This window comes from Catenibacterium sp., assembly GCF_052354645.1.
In the GTDB taxonomy this organism is placed as follows: Bacteria; Bacillota_I; Bacilli_A; order Erysipelotrichales; family Coprobacillaceae; genus Catenibacterium; species Catenibacterium mitsuoka_A.
In genome coordinates this window covers 1-2750 of the sequence record NZ_DAWDDM010000261.1, presented here as the reverse complement: position 1 = coordinate 2750, position 2750 = coordinate 1, and the positions used below count along the sequence as shown (strand labels likewise).

Sequence of the window (2750 nt, the reverse complement as noted above, 5' to 3'; positions counted from 1 at the left end):
CTCGTTACATATATACGTAACACTAATTGTTATTTGTGTTGGTGGTCCAATTAAAAAAATAACCGTTACTAGAGGAACGGTTATTCTTCAATCTCATCTTTTGTAAGTATACCAACAATTCTCTCAACTGCAAGTAACATAGGAACACCAGAAGTAAGCGCCCCATGCTTCACTTTTCCATCTGCCACATAAATCACATCATCACATAGATGTTCCATAGAACCAACATTTTCACTTGAAAGCATGATGACCTGATAATGTTTAGTTTTGTATTTTCTAATTTCTTCAAAAATCAGATTTTCTAGAGCTTTGTCATAGATGATCATGATAACTGAAGTTTCTCCTTCAGGAATATCCTGTGCGGGATAAAGATTATCCACAAACCCATAGCAGTAATATCCAATATGAGAAAATGTGCGCGCTATATATTTTGAAAACTCTGCGCAATGTCTAAGTCCTAATACAAAAAAATTATCTGCACTCTGAATAATTTCTGCAGCTCTTTGAATACCATCTTGATATTGTTTAGTATTTGTATAAGCTACAAAACTCATGAAATTAGTACTATCTTGTTTTGCTTTAATTGATTGAGTGTGGATATGATCTTTTAATTTGTATTTTAATTCTAAGAACCCTGAACATCCCATCTTCTTACAAAATCGTATAACTGTTGCTGTAGAGACATGTGTATCATGTGCCAATTCACGAATACTTTCATCCATGACTTTATCCCTATTCATCATGACATAATTGTATACCTGCGCTTCTGTCTCATTTAAACTACTGACTTGAGCATATGTAAAATCCAAAATACTCACCCCTATACCCTCCGTGATATTATTATATACCTAAATTTATTCGAAATCATTTAAATCTGATAGTAAACTCACGAATCGCAAAACAATGACATCTAACACGTGATTTAAAAGTAAAATTTATATTTTTTCTATGTACATTAAAGATTAATACAAACTATCAATAAATATTTAGTAGTATGCTACAAATAAGGATGCTTATTAGTGCGACGGTATTAAATTAAACGACTAAATACTAAAAACCTCTTTGATTTTAAAATAAGCTATCCTCGTATATTCATCACATACTCAAACAAATGTAAATACAACATTAACCAATATATTCAATAATTTCTATTTTTGCGCAATATACAGATTAAGAGATGCTTCATCACATATGAATTCACCATAGCCATCAATAATATCAATAATATGATTTCCATCTGTCATATGTTTATACTTCTTACCTACAAACATACGTTTTGTGCCACCTTTACTATTAGTGAGTATGACTGCAAGTCCTGTTTCATAAGTCCATCCTATCACATCTGGATCATCTATATAATCATGTCTTATTCCTTCTACATATTGTTTTCTTAGCTTCAACATATAATCTAATATGTCTTTTTTGGGATTGATATGATCATGAGGGATTCCATAATAGTCACCATAGAAGATACATGGATAGCCTTGTTCTCTTAGCAAGATGCAGGCATAGGCTTGCGGTTTGAACCAGTCTTCTATAAAAGAAGCAAGTGCCTGTCCTGGTTGTGTATCATGGTTATCCACAAATGTGACAGCATACTTGTCATATCTTTGTACTAACGTATTATTGAAGAGTTCTCGCATATCATAATAACCATTAGAATGACTGGCATCATAGAAATGATAGTGTAATGGTACATCAAATAGACTCATACAGAAGTGTGTAGATTCTAGATAATGACATAAATGGTTAATATCACCCCAGTATTCTCCTACAGTAAAGAGTTCTTTTTTAGAATGTTTACGCATTATAGTGATCCAATGTTCATAGAAAGATGAGTCTATATGCTTAATGGCATCACATCTAAAGCCATCTAGATGAGTAATGTCTTTATACCAAAGTCCCCATTGAATAGCTTCTTCGACTACTTCAGGATTATTGTAGTCTAAATCTGCACCCATTAAATAATCATAATTTTCATATTCATCATCAACATTCTCACTGAAGTGTTTTCCCTTAAAAAGATAAAGACCATGTTGATGTTTAGATGCATCATAATCTACACTCGTGAAATGTTTTGAATTATATATAAAGTCAGAATATTTATCTCTAGATGGAAATGAGAAGTATGTAGAGGCACGAATGACTCTTTTTCTTTTAGATACTTTATGTCTATGATAAGCATCTACCTTATAGGCAATGACTTGTTCCATGGCATCGGCACCCATGAGATGATTCAATACAATATCTGCATAGACACCTATTCCAAATAGATGAAACATCTTAATACACCAGAGATATTCCTTCTTTGTGCCATATTTGGTACGTATTGTATTCTTGCTTTTAAATTCCCCTAAGTCATAATGATCATATACACCATATCCTGTATCATTGACTCCATATGCACCTTTATAAGCAGGAGGAAAATATAAGTAACTAAATATATCGACTATTGTGATTAGATGTGTTCAAATCTCCTCAAAGGAGAGCGTTAAAATGAAAACATCAAATATCACAAATTATAAATTAAAGGATTTTACTGAACTTTTAGGCGTATCTGTTAAGATGTTATAACGTTGAGATAGAAAAGGAACTTTAAAGGCAAACCGAACCAAAACTAAAGGCATTATTATACTTATAATCATCATTTACTAAATCAAGTTACATTTTTAAGATAGTTTTGTAATGTAAAAGAATTATTTGAATACCCACAGACCACAGGTTAGTGAAAATTAAATTTTATTAACGCC

Annotated in this window: 2 protein-coding genes; both read right to left on the bottom strand. The window is 31.8% G+C overall.

Going from position 1 to position 2750, the window contains the following annotated elements; genetic code table 11:
* Positions 1–80 precede the first annotated feature (80 nt).
* A complete protein-coding gene (locus ACT8VG_RS09665) occupies positions 81–809 on the bottom strand; it encodes a MurR/RpiR family transcriptional regulator (protein WP_217107175.1) in 729 nt (242 codons plus the stop codon).
* Positions 810–1148: 339 nt separating this feature from the next.
* Positions 1149–2444, bottom strand: coding sequence for an alpha-amylase (locus ACT8VG_RS09660; RefSeq protein ID WP_226793853.1), 1296 nt, complete (start codon positions 2442–2444; stop codon positions 1149–1151).
* Positions 2445–2750 lie beyond the last annotated feature (306 nt).